The following is a 24,319-nucleotide window of genomic DNA, read 5'->3' as shown; positions in this document are numbered from 1 at the left end:
CAGGCGTTTTTGTATCTTCCAGCGGCGTGAAGGCTGCAAGCACCGGCATGGCCCGCTATCGTTGATGCATGTTCCCTGTAAAAGAGCGTTTCCCTTGGCATTGAAGACAGGCGCCGGTCGTGCGCCGCGCGACCGAACCACGCTACTGGAGGGCCCGGTTCTGGGCTCTCTTTTGAAACTGGCCGTGCCCATCGTGCTGGCCAATATCCTGCAGTCCGGCTATCAGCTCATCGATGCCTTCTGGGTCGGCCGCTTGGGTGGTCACGCGGTCGCCGCCGTTTCGGTCAGTTTCCCGGTGACCTTTCTGCTGATCGCGCTGGGCTCCGGATTCAGCATGGCCGGTTCGACGCTGGTGGCGCAGCACATTGGGGCGGGCAATCATCACCGGGTCAATCAGGTCGCGGGGCAGACCATCCTGCTGGTGGTGGTGACCTCCATCAGCCTGTCGATCATCGGCATCTGGCTGGCACCAGGGCTTCTGGGGCTTTTGGGCGTCGAAGAGGCTGTATACGACGGTGCGCTGGTCTTTCTGCGCATTTCGATGGCAGCCATGGTCTTTACCTTCGGTTTTTCCATGTTTCAGGCGCTGATGCGCGGCATCGGTGAAGTGCGCCTGCCGCTGTACATCGTGACCGGGACCGTGCTTTTGAACGTGGTACTTGATCCGCTGTTCATCTTCGGTTTCGGCCTGGGCGTGGGTGGTGCAGCGCTCGCCACGCTGGTGACTCAGGCACTGGCGCTGGGAACCGGGCTGTGGCTGCTGGTGCGCGGCCGGCATGGCATCGCGCTCAGGACGCATCATCTGCGCCCCGACCGCGTTTTCATTCGTCGGGCGCTGTCGCTGGGGCTGCCGGCTTCGGTCGAGCTGTCGGCCCGGGCGCTGGGCATGAACGTGATGGTGTTTCTGGTCACGGGTTTTGGGACTGTCACCATCGCTGCCTACGGCGTGGGCACCAATATCATGGCGTTTGTCATTATTCCGGCGCTGGGACTGTCCATGTCGACGGCAGCCCTGGTCGGTCAGAACATCGGTGCCGGACAGATCGAGCGCGCCGCCCGTATTGCACGGCTGTCCGCACTGATTGCGCTGGTGGGACTGAGCGTGATAGGCGTGTTGATATTGACGTTCGCACGCGAGCTGGTGGCCTTTTTTGTGCCCGGCGATGACGCCGTTATCGAGGCCGGCAGTCATTTTCTTCATATTACGTCGCTGACGTTCGGCTTTATCGGTGCCCAGATGGCGCTGACGGGCGTCTTTCGCGCGGCGGGCCATACCGTGGTGGCCATGCTGCTGGCGCTGGTATCGCAGTGGGTGCTGCAGTTCCCGTTGGCCTTTATTCTGTCACGCGACACGGTGCTGGGTGTGGATGGTATCTGGTGGGCCTTTCCGGTCACCAACATGATCACGGCCCTGATCGCGCTGATTCTTTTCATGCGTGGTGACTGGCAAAAGGGGCGGCTGGCCGAGCAGGAGGACCCGCTGGCCAGGCAGGTGTCCGACGAGATCATCGAGAAGGGCAACGGCCAGACGTCTTGAGTGGCGGCGTCATGACATCCAATAACGAGGAGAACGACATGGCAGGCAGTGATCGGTTCGATGACGCGATGGCGCAGCTGGATGCGCTGCATGCGCAGGATCCGCGCATGGAGATGGTCGATGGTGAAGACGTCCCCTATGAGCTTTTATACGCCCAGCGCATGAGCAACTGGCTCGAGCGGCTCAAACCCGATGCCGGCGAGACGTTGCAGCTGGCGGTGCGGGCCCAGCATTTGAAGCGTTGGGAGGTGCCGCGCGACAGCTATCCGATGGATCGTCCCGGCTACCATGCCTGGCGTACTGGTCTAAAAACGCGCCAGGCGCAGATGGCAGCCGACGTATTGCGTCAGGCGGGGTATAACGAAGCAGACTGCGATCGCGTAGCGGCACTGGTGCGCAAGGAAGACCTGAAAAATGACGAGGAGACGCGCGCCCTTGAGGATGCGGCGTGTCTGGTCTTTTTGCAGGACTACTATGGCCCCTTTGCCGCCGAACATGACGACGACAAGGTCATCGGCATTCTGCGCAAGACCCTGCGCAAGATGTCGGCCGAGGGTCATCGTCTGGCGGGCGAGATTCCGCTGGAGGGGCGCGCCAGTATCCTGCTCGAAAAGGCCGTTGCCATGGAAACAACCTGAGACGCCATGCTGGAGAGCGCCGGATTGAGACGATTGGTGCAAAAAAGAACACCCCGCCACAAGGCGGGGTGTCTGTCATGAAAGGCTGAAATGACAGGGTGTCGGATCAGAATTCGGCCCACTCTTCGACTTCCTGACGCTGTGCGGCCGGTCGTTTGAGTTCGGTGCGTGCCGCGAGGGCTGATGTCCTGTCAGACCGGACGGGCGGTGTGATACTTGTACTGATCGGCCTGGCGTTTCCTGTCGAGACACCGTCAGAGGCGCTTGTGTCGACCTTGAAAAACGATATCTCTTGCTGAAGCTCGGCGGCGCGATTACGAAGGGCGCGACTGGCCATGCTCGACTCTTCGACCAGTGCAGCGTTTTGCTGGGTCACGGCGTCCATCTGGGAGACGGCCACATTGACCTGATCAATACCAGTGGCCTGTTCCCGGCTGGCGACGGCAATTTCACTGACCAGATCGGTGACGCGCTTCACACTCGAGACAATTTCGGTCAACGTCTGGCCCGAGCGGTTGACCAGCTCGGCGCCGGTATCCACACGCTTGACGCTTTCCTCTACCAGTTGCTTGATTTCGCGCGCGGCGTTGGCACTGCGCCCGGCGAGGTTACGCACCTCGTTGGCCACGACCGCAAACCCGCGACCCTGCTCGCCGGCGCGGGCGGCCTCGACCGAGGCGTTCAGCGCCAGCAGATTGGTCTGAAAGGCGATCTCATCAATCAGGCTGACAATGGTGGCAATCTTGTGGCTTGAGGCGCTGATCTCGCCCATGGCAGAGACCGCGCTCTGGACCACATTGCCACCGGTCTGTGCCTGCTGACTGACTTCACGCACCAGACGGTCTGCCTGTGCCGCATTATCGGCGTTATGGCGTACCGTGGTGGTGATCTCCTCCATTGAGGCCGCGGTCTCTTCAAGGCTGGCTGCCTGCTCCTGGGTACGACGATTGAGGTCCTCATTGCCGCGGGAAATGTCTTGTGCCGAGTCATTGACGGCAACGGCGTTGTGGCTGACCGAGCGAATGACGCCCGCCATTTTTTGCTGCATGGCGGTTAACGCCCGCAGCATGTCGCCGAATTCATCCTTGCAGGTCACGTCGGTCTCGACGGCAAGATTGCCCAGGGCCAGTTCATTGGCAAAGTGGCGCGCCTTGCTCAGCGGTGTCATGATGCCGCGAACCAGCCAGACTGACAGCGCCAGCGCCAGAGCGATGGCCAGGGCGATGACCCCCAGCACGGTATTTCTGAGCGCTTCGTAGGCTGCAAGACTGTTCTGGTTATGCTGTGCCGCTCGTGCAACCTCGCCTTCAAACAGACCGGCAATGCCGTCGATCACGACCTGATAATCACCGCGCAGAGTGGCGGCATTGAAGGCGCTGGCGGCGGTGAAGTCACCGGCGGCCATCATGGTCATCATGCGCTGAAGGTCGCCCTGCAGGGCGGTGATGCTCTGCTGCAGCCGGGTGGCCTGGGCGCGCTCCTGCTCATCACTGATCACCGACAGATAGGTCTGCATGGCCGCATTGGTATGTACATCGTTCTGCGCCATTTCGGCCTGTGTCGAGGCCACGGTGGCCACGTTTTGATCGCGCTGTTCGGCCACTACCTTGACGCGATTGCTCAGAATCGCCGTGCGCATGATGCCCAACTGCTCGAGTGCCTTCACATTGGTGTTGAAGGTGGTCTCCAGTGAGCCCTGTGAGCGCTGTGCACTGTAGATACCCAGTGCCCCGACGATCAGCAGCAGGACAATACAAACGGCCAGGCTGCCTGACAGTCTGAGCCTGACGCTCTTTTTAGGGTTCAGCATTGTCTGCTTCCTCGAAATGATGGATCCGATCGCTTCCGCTGCGAGTCGGCCGCGCCCCCGGCGCAGGCTATGTGTGATGAATTGTCTCGTCGAAGGATATATCGGCCATCGCGCTGTTTAATCGAGTGCGAAAAGACCTATCGGTTAAATAAATAATGACTAATTAAAGTTGAAGCAGGTTAACGATCGCCGCGTCCGCACAGGCTGCGGCGCGTAAAGTTTCCCGCGCCGGCGGCCGATGATGACTCAAGAGGTCATTGTTCATGACATGAGTCGCGGCCGACAGGTAACGTCGGTAGCGTCACCGAGTGGGAAACCGGATGCTGCATTTCCTGAAAGGGTGTTTGCTGACACTGCTGATGCTGTCTTCCCTGACGGCAAGGGCCAGTGGCTCATTGCATCTGATACAGGCCGGTAGCCAAGCGCCCCTTGAACAGGCCGTGATTGAAATCAGCCTGCCGGAAGGCAGGCGTGATGCTGTCTCGGATGAGCACTACGAGATCGTGCAGCGCGATGCGCGTTTCAATCCGCAGGTGAGCGTGATTCCTGTGGGTACCCTTGTCAGTTTTCCCAACTTGGACATCACCCGCCATCAGGTTTTTTCCTTCTCCCCGCCGCGGGTTTTCAGCCTGGATCTCTATCTCAAGGAGACGCCGCCGCCGATGCGTTTTGAAACGCCCGGTGTCGAGGTGCTGGGCTGCAACATTCATGACCGGATGCAGGGGTTTATCGTCATCAGCGATGCCTCCTTTTCCGCCATGACTGATGCCAGCGGTCGTGTCGACCTGACGTCGCTGCCGTCCGGCCGCTACCCGATGCGGATCTGGCATCCGCGTCTTGAGGACACGCATCAGCAGTGGTGGGAAGGCGAGATCGATACACGTTCCAATACACGTTTGGCGCTGACGCTGGAGGCGACGCCGCCGCCTTCGGCCGAACCCTCCCTGCTGCAGCAGCGCTTTCAGCGCGGCCTCAAGCATCAGGAGCATCCGTGATGTCCTTTCGTCGCCGTCTTCTGCTGATCATGCTGGCCGTACTGGCGGTGGCCCAGCTGGGTACGGCGCTGGCGACGCTCGATACCATTCGTCGCGACGTTTTGAACAAGGGCAGTCGCGAGATCGACGTGGCTCTGGACGTCACTCGTCAGCTGCTGGCCGAGCGCGGTCATCATCTGCGCGACAACGTGGCTGTACTGGCCTCGGATTTCGGCTTCAGAGCAGCTGTGGCCACTGAGGACACCGATACCCTGGCGAGCGTGCTGCTCAACCACGGCGAGCGAGCCGGTGCCGACATGGTGCTGCTGGCCGATCCGCAGGGCCATATTCTGACCGGCAGCCATCAGCAGGCGGGCAGTCGTATCCCCTTTGAAACGCTGTGGCAGCAGGCCAACGTGCATGACAGCGCCGTCGGTATCGTGTTGCAGGATGGCGTGCCCTATCAGATGGTGCTGATGCCGATACGGGCCCCGGGACTGATCGGGTGGGTGGGCATGGGGTTCATGCTTGATGCGCAGCTGGCCCGCGAGCTGAGTGCCCTGACGCGCCTGCCGGTGAGCTTTCTGGTGGATGAAGAGGGCATTGACGACACGCAGTCGGGATTTGTGGTCGGCGGGCTGGCTTCCGCTTCCGAAGAGACGCTTTTGGCCCTGCGCACGTCACTTGCGCAGGGGCATTTCATCGATCACAGCGCGATGGAAGACAATACCGATACGCTGGCACGCGCCCTGCCGCTACAGAGGAATCGCTCGGCGAGTATCTGGGTGATCATACAGCATGGGCGAGGCGATCTACTGGCGGTCTATCACGCTTTGAGCTGGCAGCTGCTGTCCATCTTTGGTGTCATGCTGGTACTGACTGCCATTGTGGCCGCCCTGATCGCGCGCAGCATGACAAGGCCGCTGCTGCAGCTGGTGGCTTCCGCCCGGCGTATAGGTCGGGGTGAACGCTTGCCTGTGATCAACCATGGCCGTCATCGGGAAATTCGCCTGCTGGCCGATACCCTGACGGGCATGCAGGCCGATATCGATCAGCGGGAGCAGCGCCTGCTTTACAACGCTCGCCATGATCGACTGACCGGTCTTGCCAACCGTGACAGCGCTCAGCAGGATATCGCCCGAACGCTTGAGCAGGGGCAGCCTTTTACGCTGCTGCGGCTTTCCATTGTCGGTTTTCGCCAGATCAACGATACGTTTGGCTATCTCGTGGGTGATGAGGTGTTGCGCATGCTGGCGCAGCGATTCGAGACGCTGGCATCCCCGTTTCAAAAGGCCTATCGACTCGGCGGTGACGAATTCCTGTTGATGCTGCAGGGAGAGAGCGTCACCTCATCGTGGATGGCAGCGCTGCATGAGCGGCTGGGTCGGCCTGTAGAGCATGAGGGGTCGCCGATTGTGCTGACGGTAGTGATCGGAGAGGTCAGCCATCCCGTGCATGGTGACAGCGCGGGGCCTTTGCTGCGCTGCGCCGAGATTGCCATGGACCGTGCACGACATGATCGAAGCGGCCACGTTCGCTATGAGTCGGGGCAGGACGAACGCCATCAGCGCCGATTGACTCTGGCACGCGATCTGGGCACGGCCGTTGAGCAGGATCAGCTCGCCATGGTGTATCAGCCGCAGATTGCGGCCGACAGCGGTGAGGTCATCGGGTTCGAAGCCCTGATGCGCTGGCAGCACCCGATGCTTGGTTTTGTGCCGCCCGATGAGTTCATTGCGCTGGCCGAGCAATCGGGGCGCATCCTGCAGCTGACCCAGTGGATGCTGCGCGCCGTCTGTCGTCAGATCGATCAGTGGGCCCATCAGGGCGAAACCGTCAGCGTGGCGATCAATCTATCGGCACAGGATGTGATGGATATCACGTTGCCAGAACGCATTCATCTACTACTGCAGGATTATCAGCTCGGTCCCGAGCGTTTGAGACTTGAAGTGACGGAAAGCGCACTGATTCAGGATCCGGTACTGGCGCAGCGCAATCTGATCGCGCTGCGTGAGGCCGGCCTGCATATCGCGGTGGATGACTACGGCACCGGTTATTCATCACTTTCCCAGCTCAAGCGCCTGCCGGTGCAGGAGCTCAAGATCGACAAGTCCTTTATTCTCAGACTCGATAACGATCCCGAGGATCGCATCATCGTGCGCTCTACCATCGATCTGGCCTACAGCCTGGGACTGAGTGTGGTGGCGGAAGGCGTCGAGACCGAGGCGTCGCGAGCGCTGCTGACGGCCATGGAGTGCGATGTGCTGCAGGGCTATCTGATTTCCAGGCCACTGCCGTTTGATCAGGTCATTGGCTGGGTCCGGCAGTATCGGGAGGGCGCCACCACCCTTCGGAAAGCGCTGGGATGATGTCTAAACGCAAGGCAGGACGGTTGCTGATCGGCATCTGCTGGCTGCTGACTCAGCCTCAGGCATGGGCCGGCAGCCGGCTGGCAGGCACCGGCGGTGTGATGCAGATCGAGGGGGCCAGCGGTGGGGGACTCTCCCCCTGGGGGATGCTGACGGGTACCGCCAGTGAGGGCGAGGCGGGCGTAACAGTGGGCAGCACCCGCGCTGATACAAGTGACTACCATCTGGTGGTCAGCGGCGTGGCGGCCAATCTTTATGATCGCGTCGAACTCTCCTATGCCCATCAGCGTCTGGCGCTCGACACGCTGGGCGGGCATCAGACGCAGGAGGTTTATGGCGCCAAGCTGCGCCTTTTCGGCGATGTGCTCTATCGCCCCTGGGGTGTCTGGAGTCTGGGCGTGCAGCACAAGCAGCTGGTCGAGGGTCAGGCGCTGGCCCGCGCGGTGGGTGCCCGGGAGACACAGGGCAACGATCTTTATATCGCAGGCAGCAAACTCTTTTTCGATGCCATTGCCGGCCGCAATCTGCTGGTCAATACCACGCTGCGTTCGACAAAAGCCAACCAGAGCGGTCTGCTGGGGTTTGGCGGTGACGAGGGCAGTCACCGGGAATTGATGTTCGAGGGATCGGTCGGGCTGTTTATTGACCCGAGCTGGGTAGTGGGCGTCGAGTACCGTCAAAAGCCTGATAACCTGCGGTTTGCCCGGGAAGATGACTGGCACGATCTCTATGTCGCCTGGCTGATCCAAAAAAACGTGTCGCTGACCGGCGCCCTGCTGGACCTGGGCAGCATCGCAGGCCTTGAGCACCAGCGTGGCGGCTATCTGTCGCTTCAGCTATCGCTGTAATCTTTCGGAAAGCCATGATCATGTTCTGTCGTCCTGCCCTGATCACCCTGCTGCTGATCGGCCTGTCAGGCTGTACCACCTCACAGGTGACATCGCCGACGCTTTATCAGCGACTGGGTGGAGAGGCCGGGGTGCATGACATCGTCACGGACTTTCTGATCAACGTTGCCGATGACCCTCGTATTGTGGGTTACTTTGCCCACACCAACATTGATTATCTGGCCGGCTCGCTGGCGCAGTATTTCTGCGATATCAGCGATGGTCCCTGTACCTATCAGGGGCCTTCCATGGCTCTGGCGCATCAACACATGGGGCTGACCGATGCCAGCTTTAATGCGCTGGTCGATAACCTGCAAAAAGCGCTGATGGCTCAGGATATCGATATGGGCGCGCGCAATGCGCTGCTGGGTCGGCTGGCGCCGCAGTACAGCGACGTCATGCGCGATCAGTAGGGCACATTGTCGCAGATGACAGCGCCAGCAGGTCGCTCGACAATGGCACCTCACATCATTTGAAAAGACGCCTCATGACGATTGCAGGAAAAACCGGGCTGGTACTGCTGCCCGGCTGGGTGCTGGGGCCTCGCCCTCTGGTGCCGCTATCGCGTGCCATCGAGCGCTGCGACAGTACCATCGAGGTGCACCGTACGGTCTATCCACGATGGCAGCATCATCGCCTGGAGGCGTGGCTTGAGATACTGGATGAGACACTGCCCGATAACGTCTGGCTGGGCGGCTGGTCAATGGGCGGCATGCTGGCCGCGGCGCTGGCCGAACGGCGTGGTGCGCGCACGCCCGGTCTGATCACCATGGGAGCCAGTGCGCGAGCAGTGTTTCCTGCTCAAATGGCCTCAGACATGGCTGGCCCGGTAGCATGGCCTTCACTGCTGGCTCAGGGCCGGCACGACGTCTGGCATCTGGGCCGACGACTGCTGGCAGCGCTACCGAACAACGGGGTTCGCCAGTCGGCAGCAGAGTTCTTGCTGCTGATGGGAATGGATCTGTGTCGGACGCTGAGCCGACTGGAGATGCCGCAGCTGCACCTGTTCGGCGAGCAGGACATGCTGATACCGCCCGCAGCGCGCCGGCGCGTGTCAGAGTGTCTGCCCGCCACCGGGCAGATACAGCTGATGACCGGTGCAGGCCATGGTTTCGTGATCGATCAGGCCGAGGAGACGGCCCGTGTCATTACAGGCTTCATGACGGCGCATTGTCAGAACGATGCGTCCATCAAGGACACTGGCAGCGTGCAGACATGACAACGCGTGATGGATCGAAATCCATCACGCGTTGAGAAAAAAACATGGGCTGGCTGCCGACGTCGAAGGTCAGCGTTTCAGTATCAGCGCTGCTGACGCGGCGGGGTTCGGCCGTTTTTGGTCGCTGAAGTGCTTCGACCCTGCTGAAAGCGGTTCCAGACGTGCTGCGCAGTCTGTTTGGCCTTGCGGCGGTTTTCCGGCTTGCGCAGCCAGTTGGCAATAAAGGCGCCGATGGCTCGTTTCATGACGATCCCTCCTTGGTTGTCGGGATATTTCCCTGCACCAGTATATGCAGCCAATGGCGCGGGGATTCAACAGAGTAGTCTGAATAACGTCTGAAGGCGCCTGTTGGCACCATGTTCATGGCGTTTTATCGAACGTTGCTTCCCCCGGAGATCTCTCGCGATGTCCTTGTCCTGTCGCGGGGCCGGAACTGACGCCGGCTGATCCCCGTTAAAGTGTCAGGGTGAAGATTTCCGGCTGATCGGCCGGCCGACCCAGGCTCAACTCGGCCCGCTTTTCGCTCAGATTCATGACGATCGTAAAAAGCGTTTCCATGCGTTCACCTTCAGGTGTGTCGGGGTTTTCGTGCCGGTTGATGGCGTCCGGAGCGTTCTGTTCATCGCTGAGATGCGCACGCAGTGTCTCGAACGAGGGCGCGCTGTCGGCGGTCAGCTCGCGCAGACGCTCAAGGCGGGTGAAGGAGTCCTTGCGGGGGAAGTCTTCAAGCCCCGGCGGCAGATGTTTGGCGATCAGATGGTTGGTGTGGCATAGCCGACCGTGGCGCGGGGTCATGGCGCTGTCGCCCATCGGTGAGACTTCAACGCCTGCGGCATGGCCGCTGCCATCGGCGATGAGAAAGTGCGCCGGGGAGGCCACGCCGACCTCATCGATCATGTCGAGAGCGTGCTCGACGCCATCGCTTTCCAGCACTCGACGCAGCATGATGTGCACCGGCAGCTTCGGCTTGCAGATCTGCGTGCGCAGCGCGTTCAGACAGACACCCACGCCATGCTCATTGAAACCGATCTTGCCGATGATGCCGGCTTCGGTCACCATCGCGATCGCTGGCTTGTCGTGCGCGCGCAGAGTCATGTGAATGATGGCGTCGCGCTGGGCACCCTTCCAGTCCCAGTTCTGGGCCAGCCACTGGGCGCCGGTCTCGGGATCGCGCTGCGAGAGCGCCGAGCAGCCATCCGGCTGAACGGGCTTTTCTGCATGGGTAAGAGCGATTTCGCTGCGCGCGTTGAGCACCAGCACGTCGAGCGGGTCGATCCCGGCACCCTGGGCAATACCCGCCATCTCTTCCAGAAGCTCCGGGCAGACATGTTCGATGGCAGCCTTGAAACGCTCTGCCTCATGGCGAGCGCCATCCCAGTCGAGTCCGGCCATGTCCTGAAACATGCGGCGATAGGTCGCCAGGCTGATGGCAATTTCCGACGCAGCCTGCTGACCGTGCGCTTCACCGATCTCGAAATGGGTGCCTCGAACATCGATATGTTTGACCACGTCGCTCTCCTGTTGTTATGTCACCTTGTCCTGTGTCCAGCATGAGCCCCGCAGCCCGGTTCGTCGAGTGCTGTAAAAGGGCTTTCTGATATGGTGCGCCGCCTGACATCAAGGCATCAGCGGTGCGGGGGTGTTTCCGTATGTCCATGGCCCATGGCACCCGGAGCCCGGCAATGGTGTAATGCGCCCATGACCACATCGCTTGATATTCCCACGCTACCGCTGCGCGGTCGACGCCTGATCGAGGCCGGTGCCGGTACCGGCAAGACCTTTACCCTGGCGGCGCTCTATGTGCGCCTGGTGCTGGGACATGGCGGTGACGCCGCCTACCCGCGTCCCCTGATGCCGCCTGAAATTCTGGTAGTGACCTTTACCGAGGCGGCCACCGAGGAGCTGCGCGATCGCATTCGGGCGCGTCTGCGTCAGGCCCGCGAGGTGCTGCTGGGGCGTGCCGACAGCGATCCCGTGCTGGACCGACTGCTGGCGGATGTTGCCGACGATGCTCGCGAGCAAGCCGCCTCGCGACTCGATGCAGCCGCCCGCGTGATGGACGATGCGGCCATCTTCACCATTCATGGCTTCTGCCAGCGCATGCTCAAGCGTCACGCTTTCGATAGTGGGGCACTGTTTGCCAGCGAGCTGGTGCCGGACAGCAGCGCTCTGTTCGCCTCGCTGGTGGAGGACTACTGGCGGCGTCAGTTCTATCGCCAATCCTCGGCGCGCCAGCGACTGCTGGCACAGTGGTGGGAAACCCCCGAGGCGCTACAGCAGGAAATTCGTCTGCTGCTGCACGGCGGGCGCCCCCGGGCGCTGATGCTGGGAGAGACGCTGATCAACGCACCGGCCTCCATCGATGAAGCGCTGGCCCGGCTGGATCGAAGCCTTGCGCAGCGCGATGAGGCGCTGGCCCGGCTGCGCGAGCTGTGGCAGGGCGCCGGAGACGAGATCACGACGCTGCTTCGCGAGGCGATCGACAGTGGCGCGCTCAATGCCAGGCTGTTCCGGCCGGCGGATCTGGAGGCGCGTCTGGACGCCATCAGACAGTGGATGATCGGCGAGCACGACACACCTGATGATACGCTCTGGGACACAAAAGGGCGGCTGTGGTGTTCGAGCACGCGTCTGGAAGACGGGCGCAAAAAGAATCACGTGCCGCCGGTGCATCCCTTTTTCGAGGCGCTGTCGCAGTTTGAAACGCTTGCCGAGGATCAGCGTGATCAGCTGACCAGAGTGCGTGCGCAGGTGCTGGCGCACGCCCGCGATGCGCTGGCGCAGGCGCTGGATCAGGAAAAGCGGCGGCGCGGCATGTGGGATTTCGATGATCTGCTCAACAGTCTGGACGAGGCGCTGGCAGGACCGGCCGGGGCACGGCTGGCCGAGCGTATTCGTCGCAATCTGCCGGTGGCGATGATCGATGAGTTTCAGGATACCGACCCGGTCCAGTACCGGATCTTTTCTACCATCTATGCCCTGCCGCAGCATACGGCAGCGCTGGCGCTGCAGGACAGTGACCCGCTGGTCGCGGGCACGCCGGAGGCTTTCGAGCTGCCGACCGCGCTTTTGATGATCGGCGACCCGCGTCAGGCCATATACGCCTTTCGTGGCGCCGATATTGACACCTATCTGCAGGCGCGACGTCATGTGGATCAGCGCTACACGCTGGATCGCAACTTTCGCTCGACCGAGGCGATGGTCAGCGCCGTCAACCGGCTCTTTGCCACCGAGTCTCCCTTTCAGCTCGAAGAGATCCCTTATGAGGCGGTGACCGCGCAGGGGCGCGATGAGATGTTTGTCGAGGCCGGTGAGCCGGTCGAGGCGCTGACCTGCTGGTACATGGACCAGGCATCATCGGTCCGGCGCGATGACTATCTCGATACCATGGCCACGGCGACCTGTGCCGATATCACCCGTCTGCTGGCCGGCGCGCGCCGGGGAGAGACCGGCTTTCGCAGCAGTGATGAAACGTTCAGGCCGCTCAGGCCGGCCGACATCGCGATTCTGGTACGTACCGGCAGTGAGGCCATGCGGGTGCGTCAGAAGCTTCTGGAAGGCGGGATCCGTTCGGTCTATCTGAGTCAGAAAACGTCAGTGTTTGAATCACGCGAGGCGTTTCACCTGCTGCAGTTGCTGGAGGCCTGCGCCCACCCCCGTAACGACCGCTCCCTGCGGGCGGCGCTGGCCACTCGCCTCATGAGCGATTCGCTATCGGAAGTGGCACGTCTTGAGGCTGACGAACTTGAGTGGGAGGCGATGGTAGAGCGCTTTGATGGTTATCACCGCCTCTGGCAGCGTCAGGGCGTGCTGCCGATGCTGCGTGTCATCATGCGAGATTTTGACATCCCCGCACGGCTTTTGGCGCGAGCCGACGGCGAGCGGGCGCTGACCGATGTGCTGCATCTGGGCGAGCTGGCCCAGACGGCCAGTGCGCGGCTGGATGGTGAGCAGGCGCTGCTGCGCTGGTGGCACCAGTCGCTCGCTGGTCGCTTTGACAGCGGCATGGACCCGCAGTCCCTGATCCTGAGACTGGAAAGCGACGACACCCTGGTGCGGGTTATCACTATCCACAAGTCCAAGGGGCTCGAATATCCGCTGGTCTATCTGCCCTTTATTGCCGATCATCGCGAGGTCGATAGCAAGAGCAAAACGCTGATGCTCAGCGATGAGACCCACGGGGCCTCGCTGATCATGCAGGTCAGCGACGAGCAGCGTGCGCGCGCCGACCGGGTGCGTCTGCAGGAGGATCTGCGTCTTTTGTACGTGGCGCTGACGCGCGCCCGCTATCTGTGTCGGTTGGGGGTAGGGCCGATCTACAAGGGTACGGCGCGCAAGGACACGCCGGCCGGTGCGACAACCCTTTCAGGATCGGCACTGGGCGCGCTTTTGTGTCAGCACGGTGCGTGTTCGTCGCTGGACACCGCCATTCTGGGCGAGGTGCTGGGCGCGCTGGTGACACCGGGCAGTATTGCCCTGACCGCGCCGCCGAGCGAGCCCGAGCGCAATGCTGCCGCGCCGGAGGCATCACGGGAGGTGGGCAGGGCGCGTCGTTTTACCGGACGAATTGATCGCAACTGGTGGGTGGCGTCCTATACCGCGCTGGTCGAGGGGGCTCGCCAGCCCGGCGACATGACCCGCCAGGCGCGCGATGCGATGCTGGAGGCTCAGGCGCCGGGCCTCGATCTGGAGGTTCTGGGGGAAACCAGCCCCATTCCGCTGCCACCGGTGCGGCGCCTGCTCGATTTTCCGCGCGGGCCGCGGACGGGGACCTTTCTACATGCGCTGCTCGAGGAGATCGATCCCGACCGGCTGGGCGAGCTGGCAACGCCGGACTCGCCCTATCATGACGAGCTTTACCGCCTGATTCGTCAGCGGGTGCAGCGCAGCACGCTGGACCCGCACTGGGTAGCGGTGCTGCACGACTGGTGCTGTGCGGTTCTGACGGCGCCGCTTCATCCGAACCTGCCGGGACTCTCGCTGGATCGGCTGGCAGGCTGGCGCACCGAGCTGGAGTTCTGGCTGTCGGCACAGGGGGTCAGCAGCGCTCGGCTCGATCATCTGGTGCGTCAGCATGAAGCCCTTCCGGGCGTGTATCCGGAGCTGGCGCCCAGGACGCTGGCCGGCATGCTCAAGGGCTATATCGATCTGGTCATCGAACACGACGGGCGCTTTTACGTCATCGACTGGAAATCCAACCATCTGGGCGACACGCTGGAGGCCTATGATCAGGCCGCCATGATGGCCTCGGTGGTGTCTCATCGCTACGACATCCAGTACGTACTCTACACCCTGGCGCTGCATCGCCACCTGAAAAGCCGCCTGCCGAACTATGACTTCGATGCGCATCTGGGCGGCGTACTCTATCTTTTTTTGCGCGGCATGACGGCCGAGGGCGGGCGGGGTGTGCTGTATCGCAGACCGTCGCGGGCCCTGATCGAGACGCTGGACCGGCTGCTGACCGAAGGCGAGCGCGCCCTTGATGATGAAAGCGTCGAGCCATCGTCGATCGCCGCGGGAGAGAGGGCATGACACGTCGCAGCAAGGACACCGACAGCGGCCAGTTTTCCCTGTTCGATGCGCTACCGGAGACTCCGTCGGTGGATGAGGCCCATGATGATGTTGCCGTTGAGACTGCGAATGCGCCGGAGCCGATGCTCGCCGGAGACGTCGTGGACACGGCCTTGATCATCGAGCAGCTCGAGCGCTGGGTCTCGGTGGGATGGCTGCGTCCGCTGGATGCGCATCTGGCTCGCTTTGTCGGCGCGCGCGAGCCGCAGGGGGACCCGCTGGTCCCGCTGAGTGCAGCTCTGGTCAGCCATCAGCTGGGGCGCGGTCACATCTGCCTGAATCTTGATCACGCCCTGCGCGAACCCGATGCGGTGCTCTCCCTGCCGCCTCATGATGTGGCCTCTCCTGATGACACCGCCGGTATCCTGACGCCGGGCGCCCTGCTGACGGCGCTGGGCGTTGATCACGTTGATTCATGGCGGGATCGGCTGCACCGCTCTGATGTCACGGGGCAGGGAGAGACAGACGACAGCGCCCGACCGCTGATACTGGAAGAACAGCGGCTGTATCTGCGCCGCTTCTGGCAGCACGAGGGCAGTGTCGCCACAAGGCTTCGTGCCCTGATGGCCGGTGCCGGTACGGTCAGCGAGGCGATGATGGCCCGGCTGGAAACACTTTTTGGTGCAGCGGACCCTGCCAGGGCCCCTGACTGGCAGAAGCTGGCCTGCGCCATGGCGCTGCGTAATCGTCTGACGGTGATTTCCGGCGGCCCGGGCACCGGCAAGACCGCTACGGTGACCCGCCTTCTGGCACTGTTGCAGGAGAGTGCGCTGAGCGAGCAGGGGCGCGCGCTGATCGTGCATCTGGCCGCGCCGACCGGCAAGGCGGCGGCCCGGCTGTCCGAGTCGTTGAGCGGAGCCATCGCAGCGCTGGACGTCAGCGAGTCGGTTCGATCCTCTCTGCCACGGGAGGCCACTACGCTTCACCGTCTTCTGGGCGTTCAGCGCGACAGCCGGCACTTTCGTCATGACGCCAATCATCCGCTGGCAATGGACGTACTGGTCGTGGATGAGGCGTCCATGGTGGATCTGGAGCTGATGGCGTCACTGCTGGCGGCGCTGCCGGCGCATGCGCGCCTGATTCTGCTGGGGGATCGTGACCAGCTGGCCTCCGTCGAGGCCGGCGCCGTGCTGGGAGATCTCTGCGAAGGCGCCGGGAAGGGACAGCGCAGCGAGACACTGCAGCGGCTGCTGGAGAGGGCGGCCGGCCAGCCCCTGCCGACACTGGAGGCGCCGGTATCGATGCTCGCCGATCACGTGGTGGTCCTGCAGAAAAGCTATCGTTTTCATGAGCACTCGGGTATCGGCGCGCTGGCGCGTGCGGTCAATCGCGGCAGTCCGGACGCCATCAGACGCTGCTGGCAGGCGGGTTATCAGGACATTGAGCTTGAGCTTGTCAGGGGTCGCAGCACGGCACTGATACGCCGGGCGCTTGGCGGCTATCGCCAGGCACTCAAGGCCATGGCCGATGGTGCCGGGCCGGCCGAGGTGCTGTCCCTTTTCTCGCATTTTCAGGTGCTGTGCGCCCTGCGTCGAGGGCCATGGGGCGTTGAAGGGCTTAACGAAGCCATTGTCGAGGCGCTTTTCAGGGAGAAACTGATTGGCGGAACGCGGGGCTGGTATGCCGGCCGGCCGGTGATGGTGACCCGTAACGACCCACAGCTGGGGCTATACAATGGTGATATTGGTATTGCCATGGTGATGCCTGATGATGACCCGCAAGCAGGGGGGGCTTCGGGGCGTCTGCGGGTCTTTTTCCCGCACCCGTCGGGTGAGGGTGTGCGTGCGGTGCTACCGGGCCGGCTGGGCGGCGTGGATACGGCCTTTGCAATGACGGTTCACAAGTCACAGGGGTCGGAATTCGAGAAGGTGCTGCTGGTGTTGCCTGACCGCCCGAATCCGATCATGACCCGAGAGCTCGTCTATACCGGTATTACGCGGGCGAAGTCTCATTGTCTGATCATGACTGCCTTTGCTGGTGCCGTGGAGAGCGCCGCACTCAGACAGACGTGGCGGGCGTCCGGCGTGGGCAAGCGGCTTGATGGCTGACGGATAGCGGGTCCAGGCTCTGTAGTGCCTGTTCCGAGGGTCGGCAGAAACGTGCTCAGTGCTGGCAAAGACGGGTCAAAAGCTGTTGGCGAACCACGGCCGGGCAGGTGGCCAGATAGCGACAGAGCAGCTCTCTGGGCAGTGCTTCCATATCGGCCAGTCGTGTGTTGTGAACGCGCAGATAGTCGCTTGCTGACATGACAATATCTCCTGTCTGGATGATCGACATGTGCTGGTGGCGATGGCCCGAATGGTGCAGATCATGCCGCCATGCGATGGATCGATTTGTTGTACAGTATTGGTACAGGGCGGGTGGGCTCGCCAGCCAAAATCCATGAATTTTCACAATCAAAACGCTCGTAATTTGAGAGCACTGTTCCTTAACAGCCCGTCGCTGGTGGATTATGGCCGCAACAGGTTGTTGAACGGCCGGTTTCTGTCGAAACGCCATGTTTCAAAAAAACTTGTACAAATTATTGCTTATAAAGACACGACGCGGTCGCATGTAACGTCAGGGAGTGGAGCTTTCCATGACGGGCCGGATCAGCAACGCAGCAGGGGAACCATCATTCATGGCAGCGACGCCTCTTTCCAGAATGCAGGCCTGGGAGCTTGTCCTGCGCGCCCGTCGATTCGACTGGCAGGTCGGACAGACCTGTCAGTACGACACGATGTCAATAACGGCCGGCGGGACGTGGCACTGTAGCGGTGCCATCGACGAGGCCGCAGCGCAGCTTCTGGACATCATGCTGCCACTGGTGGCGCGCACGACACCGCTGGTCATGGCGCAGCTGGGACAGAGTCTGGACGGGCGTATCGCCACTCAGTGCGGCGCATCCTATTACGTGACGGGACAGGAGGGGCTGGTTCATCTGCACGCACTGCGGGCCGTGGTGGATGCCGTACTGGTCGGCGCAGGCACCGTGGTCACCGATGATCCACGATTGACCGTGCGTCACGTCACGGGGAAGCATCCGGTACGTGTCGTGCTTGATCCGCGGGGCCGCATGCCCGAACACCGGTTCGTGTTTGAAGATGACAGCGCCGCGACCCTGCATCTGGTGGGGCATGAGCACGTGGCGTGCTGGCAGGCCTGCCACGCGAAGCACGGACATGACGTTGATGTGCTCGGGCTTGATGTCGGTGACGAGGGCGTTGACCCCGGGGCGGTGATCGATCTGCTAAGGCGTCGGGGCCTGCCCCGCGTTCTGGTGGAGGGCGGCGGCATGACCGTTTCGCGGTTCTTGCAACGGGGCTGTCTGGATCGTCTGCACATGACGGTAACCCCCATGATCATCGGGTCGGGTCGGGCGTCGCTGACACTGCCGGTGATCGAGACTCTGAATCAGGCCATGCGCCCGCCAGCACGTCACTTTACGCTGGGAGATGATGTTCTTTTTGATCTTGAATTTACAACTTCTGCGGAAAAAGGCATTAATTAACCGTTCTTTTTGGCGTCTTCAATGACTAATTCTCTGGGAAAATGCTAAAGTCCCCCCGCCATTGAACGGAGCCTGAAAATGAGTGTGAAAGGGTTGGTATCGCTGCTGTTTGGTTTGTCGCTGGTCGCGTCAGGTATCTGGCTGACCATGAATCAGGCAAAACACGAGCAGCAGTGGAATCTTCAAAAGGATGCCGCCAATGGCGTGATGGCCCGCGAGATGCCCGGCGATGAGCAGGCCGGTGCTGATGACACCAGCGAGCCGGAGGGCAAGGAAGACAGCGGTATTGTCAACATGCTGCCCTGAAGTTGACGCAGACCCGCCCGGTCGAAAGCTTACCCTGACCGTGTGTGCCGCCCCATCAGCATGACGACGGCACCCGGTAGACTCGACAGCAGTATGATGGCCCCGTAGGTCATCGAAATGGCCACGCCCTGCTGGGCGGGAAGACCGGCCAGCATCCAGATCAGCGCCGCTGCGCTCTCCCTGATCCCCCAGCCTGCTACCGAGAGCGGGATGGCCATTGCCATCAGCACCGGTGGTGTCAGCGCCATGACGGCAGTGACTGATAGCGTCTCCCCAAGTGCTCTGGTGCAGCAGACAAATACCAGTACGTAGCTCAACACGATGGCCAGCGAGCTTGTCAGCTGGCGCAGCCACAGCCTTTGATTCCAGAGGCCGCGTCGCAGATCCCATCGCAGGGCGCTCAGCCATCGTGGCGAGTGCCGACAGATACCTGTTCCGATCGCCAGTATTACAAGTATTCCCACGTAGATCAGCGCATGAGGGATATCGGTGTGGTCATGCAGTACGGCGTTGGCCCGGGAAACATGCGCGATGACCCCTTCACGAAGCGGGGTAAACAGCAGCAGTGTGGCGATGGCGACCATCAGGAGTGCGACCTGCCCCGAGGCACGTTCGATAATGACCGCTCGCAGCGCCGCGCCGTGGGTGGCGCCCCGAGCGCCATGGCGCCAGGCCCGTCCCAGATCCCCCGTGACCCCGCCCGGCAGTATCTGATTGAGAAAGGTTGATAGATAGTATTCGCGGATGGCAGTCGGCAGGGGGAGCGTGAGCCCGATGTGACGCGCGGTCAGGCGCCACCGCCAGGCGGACAGCATGATCTGCGGCACCGAGATCAGCAGTGCCAGCATCAGCCATGCTGGAGAAAGATCGCTCAGTCGAGCCAGCAGATCGCCGGAATCCACCAGCCAGGCAACGCCGCCCAGCATGAGCAGGGCCAGCGTCCAGCGCGCCAGCGTGGTGTTCAGCAGGCGATGACAGCCTCGCCGGCGGCCGGCTGTGCTTTGAGCGCCGTCAGTACTCATGACACCCCGGGCACGGCGAACAGATCGGTATGTCCCACGGTGATGGTCAGACGGCCATCGGCGATATCGCGCTGACGGTTTTCGTGCCACGTCATCAGGGCCTCACGCTCTTCGGGGGACTGCTCCAGCGCCGCCTCCAGCCAGCCCTGAACGAGCGCCCTTGCCAAAAGCGCCTGGTCGGGATCAGAGCCATCGAGCCGCCAGAGCGAACGGGTCTTGATGACCCGGTAGCCGGCCTGCGTGAGCAGGTCAGCGGCCACCGTTGGCGCCTGCGTGCCCAGTGCGCCATTGAAGCCCTTGTCTCGCTGTTGATGGGCGCGAATCAACTGCTGCACTCGTTGGTCCATTGCCAGTAGATCAGCATCGACGCTGCGGTCCTTGCGATCGATCAGGACGTTATCGCCATCGATGCTCATGGCCAGCCAGAGTACGCATTGATGAGAGGCACATCGTTTGATCAATGTCTCGAGCCACGGTTTTGAAACCAGATCCAGCAGGGCCGAGGCGGTCACGATATCGGTGTCTGCCAGCACATGGTGCGGCAAGGCTTGATCCAGATCGAACAGATTGCGCGTCCGACAGTCGATATCGATGATGTTTCCATGAGGAGGGCGACCATCGTCGCGGGCGTGTGCCAGCAGGTCCGGGTCCTGGTCGATCAGGATCCAGTGCTGACGTGGCGGCAGGCGAGAGGCGAGATAGCGCAGATTGCTGCCGCTGCCACAGCCCAGGTCCAGCAGCTGTAGATCGCTCTGGTGCGGACGCGAGGCCAGCCAGTCTCGACAGGTGTTGATCAGTAGCTGCTGGTCGTCGCGGGCACGATGATCAGCTGCCTCACGCAGCGCCAGCCACGACGCGCTGAAATCACTGTGTGTGGCCATATCGCTGTGAGGCATGTCCCTGTGAGGCATGTCGTTGTGAGACGGTGTGCGCATCGGCAAGGGCTCCGGTCAGGACGCCGCGCTGGCGTGCAGTCGATTCAGGCAGTCCAAAAAGGCGCCGGCGGCACGTGGCCAGTCGTTGAGGGTTTCGCGAGCCTTGAGTGCCCCCTGTCGCAGGGTCTGATACTGCGCACTGTGCGTGCCGGTATCATCAAACAGCAGCGTGCGCAGCGCTTCACGCAGGGCTGAGACGTCATCAGGCGGCACGTGAAGACCGGCACTGGCAGGCAGCGTGTCAGCCAGAGCGCCGCCAGTGGTCGTGACCACCGGCAGGCCGTGTGCCAGCGCCTCTGTGATGACCATGCCGTAACCTTCATAGAAAGAGGGCAGGACAAACAGGTCGCTCTGCTGCCAGTGTGCTTCCAGCGCCTCCGGCGGTAGTGCGCCGTGAAGCGTGACGCGCTGCTCAAGCTGATGCTCGATGATCAGATCGCGAAGCCGCTCGGTATAGCGCTCGTCGCGCGTGTCATCGCCGACCAGGTCACAGTGCCAGTCATGTGATTTGAGATCGGCCAGTGCCTCGAGCAGCAGATGCTGGCCCTTGCGCGGAATCAGGGTGGCAATACACAGAAGACGCGGCACGTCATTGTCGACCGGTGCCACCGGCACCGGGGTAATGCCGGGCTCGATCACGCTGATGCGATTATCGTCCACACCCAGCTCGATCAGTCGGCGACGGGTAAAGGCGCTGGTGACGATAATGCCGGCAGCCGACTGCAGCGCCTGACACTCCAGTTCCAGCAGCGTCCGGCGCTGGTCGTCATCAAGGCCGGTTTCATCGCCCAGCGGGTGGTGAATCAGGGCCACCAGCGTCAGACGATGGGCGTGCACCGCCAGCACGTCGGGCATGGCGCTGGCGGCCAGACCGTCAACGACCACCAGACTGCGATCGGTGCAGCCGCCCAGCGCGCGCTGCAGCGACTCACGGGCAATGTCATCCGGCCACGGGAAGCGTCCGTCCAGGCCGATGACCTCGACATGAATGTCGATATTGCGCAGTGCTTCGACAATGCGCCGATCGTAGATATAGCCGCCGGTCAGCTGGTCCGGCCGCCCGGCAACGATCAGCGTCAGGCGGCGTACGCAGCGCTCGATGCTCATAGCGACCCTTCGTAGCTGGCCCAGGCAATGTGGGATTCGTGCAGGGTCACGCTCAGCGCCGTCAGCCCCTTGCCGGTATCGCCCAGCTGATCGGCTTCGATCGAGGCAGCCATGCGATCAAAGATGACCCGCGCCATGAATTCGGTGGTGGTGTTGCGTCCCTTGAACTCTTCGATCTCGTCAAGGTTTTGCATGTTGATATCGCTCAGCACGTCCGACAGCGTCTGGCTGGCCAGGCCGATATCGACGATCAGGTCGTCCTGATCAAGTTCCGGCCGCTTGAAGGTGACGTCCACGATGTAGGTGGCGCCGTGCAGCTTCTGGGCCGGGCCGAAGATCTGGCCGTTGAAGCTGTGGGCGATCATGACGTGATCGCGAACGGTAAGACTGTACATGGCAGAACTCCGGAAAGGTCAGTGAATCAGGAGGTATAACGAATACGGTGACACAGGGTGCCGGATTCGGTGGTCACGCGCGCCATGGTCTCGGGCAGCGCGTCAAAGGGTGTCTCGGCATCGATCAGGGCGTCCAGCCGGTCATCTTCCAGCAGCGACAGCGCCTGCGCCATGCGCTCGGCATGGGTACGTCGCGCCGCGCGGGATGGCGAGACCGTACCGACCTGGCTTGCGCGCAGCGTCAGCCGGCGCGAGTGAAAGGCTTCTCCCAGCGGCAGGGTGATGGACTGCTTGCCGAACCAGCTCATTTCGATGATGGTGGCTTCTTGGCCGGCAAGCGACAGGGCCTGTTGAAGTCCGCCTTCGCTGCCACTGGCATGAATGACCAGGTCGCATTCACCCCGGGCCCGGGATGGCGTGGAAAAGTCGATGCCCAGTGCCTGTGCCAGGGCATGCCGCGACGGATCGATATCAATCAGCTCGACTCGGGTGCCGGGGATATTGCGGCACAGCCAGGCCATGAGTGACCCCACCACGCCGGCGCCGATTACGGCAACGCGATCACCGATCCGTGGTGCAGCGTCCCAGAGACCGTTGAGCGCCGTTTCCATGTTGGCGGCGAGCACGGCGCGTTCGGGCGGCAGCGCTTCGGGCAGCGGTGTGACCATTGAGACCGGAACAATGTAGTGATCCTGATGCGGGTGCAGGCAGAACACGTAGCGGCCCCTGAGTGCCTCCGGGCCTTCTTCAACGACGCCAACGCTTGAATAGCCGTATTTGACCGGGGCTGGAAACGTGCCCTCCTGAAAGGGCGCGCGCATGCGGGCATGTTCGCTTTCGGGAACTCTCCCATGAAACACCAGGGTTTCGGTTCCCCGGCTGATGGCGCTGAAGCAGGCACGTACCCTGACCTCATCGGGGCCGGGTGTGGCAAGCGGCCGGGTTCGAATGCTTCCCTGTCCGGGTGTTTCGACCCAGAAGGCGCGGGCAGTGGTGTCCGGACTCATTGATGCCCCTGTACGTATTGAAAGGGTGATGCGGTGCCAGCGAGGGCGTAGCAAAGTATAGACCCTGTCGATGGATTCGCTGTGGTACCAAAGACTTGCCCCCGATTGTTACGACCCACGTCGCAATGCCACAGGCGGTAAACAACCGCTATATTAATAGCATGGATTATCATGATGGCGTTCGGCATTCCTGCCATATGATGATATACCGATGAATATGGTGTGTTCTCTCCGGGGGCACCGTGCGTGACAGGGCAGGGAGATCTGCCGGGGCAATGGAGGTCCTGACATGAGTGGACAGCGGATCGCCATACGTCAGTTTGCATGGCCTGCTCCCGGCGTGCTGGGAGAATTCCTGGTCGGATTTACCGCTCTGATGCTGCTGGCGGCGCTTTTGCACCTTGTCCATGAGGCGCCGGTCCTGCTTTATCCCGTGGCCGGTGGGGTGTATCTGGCGCTGATCGCTGCCATGGTATATGGGTGGCCGGCGAGCCGGCAGCGCCTTGGCTGGGCCAATCGCGTGACGTTGACGCGAGCGGTGCTGATCGTACTGCTGACGGCCATGATCCCGCTGACCGATTTTATCAATGAGCATCATTTTCTGGTGTTTGCTTTGGCCCTGACGGCGCTGGCACTGGATGGTGTGGACGGTTTCGTGGCGCGGCGGATGCACTGCGAGAGCCGTTTCGGGGCGCGGCTGGACATGGAGCTGGATGCCTTTTTTATCCTGATGCTGTGTCTGATGCTGGTGATTCAGGACAAGGCCGGCGTCTGGATCATGGCCATCGGGGCGATGCGCTATCTGTTCGTGGGCGCCGCCTGGTGCTGGTCATGGCTCGATGGCGAGCTGCCGATCAGCTATCGCCGCAAGACCATCTGCGTCTGGCAGGTCAGTACCCTCATGGTCTGTCTGATGCCCTGGATGATGCCGCCCTGGTCGAACCTGTTGCTGGCCCTGGCGCTGGTGCTTCTGACAACCTCCTTTGCCATTGATGTTGTCCGACTGCATCAGCGCGCCGGCCGTGGGGACTGCATTTCCGGGTAGCCCGGCC

General features: G+C 62.0%; 21 protein-coding genes. 12 read left to right on the top strand and 9 right to left on the bottom strand.

The annotated features are described in order from the left end of the window. The first annotated feature begins 94 nt into the window (after positions 1-94). A complete protein-coding gene (locus BM079_RS02985; protein ID WP_217639630.1) occupies positions 95-1,537 on the top strand; it encodes an MATE family efflux transporter in 1,443 nt (480 codons plus the stop codon). An 11-nt stretch (positions 1,538-1,548) separates the two neighbouring features. Next, positions 1,549-2,175, top strand: coding sequence for a DUF4202 domain-containing protein (locus tag BM079_RS02980; RefSeq protein WP_245742800.1), 627 nt, complete (start codon positions 1,549-1,551; stop codon positions 2,173-2,175). A 106-nt stretch (positions 2,176-2,281) separates the two neighbouring features. Here BM079_RS02980 and BM079_RS02975 read toward each other — a convergent pair whose 3' ends face one another. Next, complete coding sequence (locus BM079_RS02975; protein WP_090130625.1) at positions 2,282-3,985, bottom strand: methyl-accepting chemotaxis protein; 1,704 nt, start codon at positions 3,983-3,985, stop codon at positions 2,282-2,284. A 344-nt stretch (positions 3,986-4,329) separates the two neighbouring features. Between BM079_RS02975 and BM079_RS02970 the strand changes: the two genes are divergently transcribed. From BM079_RS02970 to BM079_RS02950, 5 genes are all read left to right on the top strand, one after another. Further along, positions 4,330-4,980: a cupredoxin domain-containing protein gene (locus BM079_RS02970; protein ID WP_090130621.1), complete on the top strand. Its 651-nt coding sequence runs from the start codon at positions 4,330-4,332 to the stop codon at positions 4,978-4,980. Further along, positions 4,980-7,328, top strand: coding sequence for a bifunctional diguanylate cyclase/phosphodiesterase (locus tag BM079_RS02965; RefSeq protein ID WP_090130620.1), 2,349 nt, complete (start codon positions 4,980-4,982; stop codon positions 7,326-7,328). The genes BM079_RS02970 and BM079_RS02965 overlap by 1 nt, the downstream gene beginning before the upstream one ends. Further along, the gene (locus tag BM079_RS02960) at positions 7,325-8,176 is read left to right on the top strand and encodes a DUF3034 family protein (protein ID WP_090130619.1); all 852 of its coding nucleotides are present in this window, start codon (positions 7,325-7,327) and stop codon (positions 8,174-8,176) included. The genes BM079_RS02965 and BM079_RS02960 overlap by 4 nt, the downstream gene beginning before the upstream one ends. Before the next feature lie 20 nt (positions 8,177-8,196). Next, entirely contained in the window at positions 8,197-8,628 is a 432-nt protein-coding gene (locus tag BM079_RS02955) for a group I truncated hemoglobin (protein WP_245742799.1), read from the top strand. Between the two features lie 74 nt (positions 8,629-8,702). Beyond that, the gene (locus BM079_RS02950; RefSeq protein ID WP_090130617.1) at positions 8,703-9,434 is read left to right on the top strand and encodes an alpha/beta fold hydrolase; all 732 of its coding nucleotides are present in this window, start codon (positions 8,703-8,705) and stop codon (positions 9,432-9,434) included. An 83-nt stretch (positions 9,435-9,517) separates the two neighbouring features. Here BM079_RS02950 and BM079_RS16700 read toward each other — a convergent pair whose 3' ends face one another. Then, positions 9,518-9,679 carry a hypothetical protein gene (locus BM079_RS16700; protein ID WP_175489572.1) on the bottom strand — a complete coding sequence of 54 codons (162 nt, stop codon included), beginning with the start codon at positions 9,677-9,679 and terminating at the stop codon, positions 9,518-9,520. 208 nt (positions 9,680-9,887) lie between these two features. Beyond that, complete coding sequence (locus BM079_RS02945) at positions 9,888-10,943, bottom strand: C45 family autoproteolytic acyltransferase/hydolase (RefSeq protein WP_245742798.1); 1,056 nt, start codon at positions 10,941-10,943, stop codon at positions 9,888-9,890. 189 nt (positions 10,944-11,132) lie between these two features. Between BM079_RS02945 and recB the strand changes: the two genes are divergently transcribed. Further along, positions 11,133-14,966 carry an exodeoxyribonuclease V subunit beta gene (gene recB / locus BM079_RS02940; protein WP_175489571.1) on the top strand — a complete coding sequence of 1,278 codons (3,834 nt, stop codon included), beginning with the start codon at positions 11,133-11,135 and terminating at the stop codon, positions 14,964-14,966. Beyond that, positions 14,963-17,053 (top strand): exodeoxyribonuclease V subunit alpha, encoded by a 2,091-nt coding sequence (recD, locus tag BM079_RS02935; RefSeq protein WP_175489570.1) that lies wholly within the window; start codon positions 14,963-14,965, stop codon positions 17,051-17,053. The genes recB and recD overlap by 4 nt, the downstream gene beginning before the upstream one ends. 55 nt (positions 17,054-17,108) lie before the next feature. Here the strand turns inward: recD and BM079_RS16695 are convergent, their stop codons facing one another. Then, positions 17,109-17,252: a hypothetical protein gene (locus BM079_RS16695; protein ID WP_175489569.1), complete on the bottom strand. Its 144-nt coding sequence runs from the start codon at positions 17,250-17,252 to the stop codon at positions 17,109-17,111. 373 nt (positions 17,253-17,625) lie between these two features. Here BM079_RS16695 and BM079_RS02930 point away from each other — a divergent pair, with 373 nt between their 5' ends. Together BM079_RS02930 and BM079_RS02925 are read left to right on the top strand one after the other, a co-directional pair. After that, the gene (locus BM079_RS02930; protein WP_090130609.1) at positions 17,626-18,495 is read left to right on the top strand and encodes a RibD family protein; all 870 of its coding nucleotides are present in this window, start codon (positions 17,626-17,628) and stop codon (positions 18,493-18,495) included. A gap of 78 nt (positions 18,496-18,573) precedes the next feature. After that, positions 18,574-18,801 carry a hypothetical protein gene (locus BM079_RS02925; RefSeq protein WP_090130607.1) on the top strand — a complete coding sequence of 76 codons (228 nt, stop codon included), beginning with the start codon at positions 18,574-18,576 and terminating at the stop codon, positions 18,799-18,801. 29 nt (positions 18,802-18,830) lie between these two features. Here the strand turns inward: BM079_RS02925 and BM079_RS02920 are convergent, their stop codons facing one another. From BM079_RS02920 to BM079_RS02900, 5 genes are read right to left on the bottom strand one after another with little or no spacing between them, the layout of a single operon-like run. Then, entirely contained in the window at positions 18,831-19,823 is a 993-nt protein-coding gene (locus BM079_RS02920; protein ID WP_090130605.1) for a lysylphosphatidylglycerol synthase transmembrane domain-containing protein, read from the bottom strand. Continuing rightward, on the bottom strand, positions 19,820-20,758 hold the full coding sequence (locus BM079_RS02915; RefSeq protein ID WP_090130604.1) for a class I SAM-dependent methyltransferase: 939 nt from the start codon (positions 20,756-20,758) through the stop codon (positions 19,820-19,822). Before BM079_RS02915 ends, BM079_RS02920 begins: the two co-directional genes overlap by 4 nt. A gap of 15 nt (positions 20,759-20,773) precedes the next feature. Then, positions 20,774-21,865, bottom strand: a complete 1,092-nt coding sequence (locus tag BM079_RS02910; RefSeq protein ID WP_090130602.1) for a glycosyltransferase family 4 protein — start codon at positions 21,863-21,865, stop codon at positions 20,774-20,776. Continuing rightward, positions 21,862-22,260, bottom strand: a complete 399-nt coding sequence (locus BM079_RS02905) for a 6-pyruvoyl trahydropterin synthase family protein (RefSeq protein WP_090130599.1) — start codon at positions 22,258-22,260, stop codon at positions 21,862-21,864. The genes BM079_RS02910 and BM079_RS02905 overlap by 4 nt, the downstream gene beginning before the upstream one ends. Before the next feature lie 26 nt (positions 22,261-22,286). After that, positions 22,287-23,267: a zinc-dependent alcohol dehydrogenase gene (locus BM079_RS02900; RefSeq protein WP_090130597.1), complete on the bottom strand. Its 981-nt coding sequence runs from the start codon at positions 23,265-23,267 to the stop codon at positions 22,287-22,289. A gap of 289 nt (positions 23,268-23,556) precedes the next feature. Here BM079_RS02900 and BM079_RS02895 point away from each other — a divergent pair, with 289 nt between their 5' ends. Beyond that, positions 23,557-24,312 carry a CDP-alcohol phosphatidyltransferase family protein gene (locus tag BM079_RS02895; protein ID WP_090130596.1) on the top strand — a complete coding sequence of 252 codons (756 nt, stop codon included), beginning with the start codon at positions 23,557-23,559 and terminating at the stop codon, positions 24,310-24,312. The last annotated feature ends 7 nt before the right edge of the window (positions 24,313-24,319 follow it).

It is taken from the genome of Kushneria avicenniae (assembly GCF_900112585.1).
GTDB lineage: Bacteria > Pseudomonadota > Gammaproteobacteria > Pseudomonadales > Halomonadaceae > Kushneria > Kushneria avicenniae.
Note: the sequence above shows the minus strand (reverse complement) of the source record. Positions and strands in the feature narration are given on the sequence as shown.